Annotated in this window: 2 protein-coding genes; both read left to right on the top strand. The window is 61.9% G+C overall.

Annotation, left to right across the window (positions count from 1 at the left end; translation table 11 throughout):
* Positions 1 to 222: 222 nt before the first annotated feature.
* Positions 223 to 459 (top strand): hypothetical protein, encoded by a 237-nt coding sequence (locus BMI01S_RS37870; RefSeq protein WP_042293642.1) that lies wholly within the window; start codon positions 223 to 225, stop codon positions 457 to 459.
* On the top strand, positions 456 to 711 hold a 256-nt coding region (locus tag BMI01S_RS37865), incomplete at its 3' end, for a hypothetical protein (RefSeq protein WP_042293640.1). The genes BMI01S_RS37870 and BMI01S_RS37865, both read left to right, overlap by 4 nt.

The following is a 711-nucleotide window of genomic DNA, read 5'->3' as shown; positions in this document are numbered from 1 at the left end:
CGGATTTCGTTATCCGAAGCCTCAGATGCAGCTTTTACTCACCGCGCCAAATCAGGGCGGAACGTGGCCGAAAGTGAACGTTTCCGGCATCGCGTGTTGTTACCATGGCGGACAGTCGTCCGCTCACGCCAGTGAACTGCCCTGGCGTGAAAAGGACGGGGACGTTACCGATGAAGCTGCGGCCGGTATCCCGGCCGCACACGACCACAGGGAAAATGGGCGATGCCTGAGTTGGAAATTGCTGGAAAGGAGCTTGTGGTGGGCGATGAAATCGCCGCTGCGTCGATTGGGTACGGACATGCCGCCGGTCAACGCCTGACCGTGGTGGGCATCACCCACCTCGGCGCCTTTATGAATATTGAAACCGGGCCCGGTAACAGTCACATGGTGCCCGTCAACCGCACCATCACCGTGTGGCGGCCAGAACCGGTCGCCCTCCCCGATCCGGAGCAAACATGACGCTACTCAAGAGCCGTCTCGCGGCGACCGATGAAAAAGTGAAGGCGCTGAAGGAGGCGCGCAAGACCGCCGATCGCGAGCGGCGCAAGGCGTACCGGCAGAGCCGCGCCGATCGTGAGCGCAAAGTCATGCTCGTGGGCGAAGCCGTGCTTCATCGCGTCGAGCGCGGAGAATGGGACGAGGCCGAGTTCCGCCAGATGATGAACGACGCACTCACGCGCCCTGCTGACCGCGCCCTCTTTGATCGGTTCT

Source organism: Paraburkholderia mimosarum LMG 23256 = NBRC 106338, assembly GCF_000739815.1.
In the GTDB taxonomy this organism is placed as follows: Bacteria; Pseudomonadota; Gammaproteobacteria; order Burkholderiales; family Burkholderiaceae; genus Paraburkholderia; species Paraburkholderia mimosarum.
This window is presented reverse-complemented; position numbering and strand designations above follow the sequence as displayed.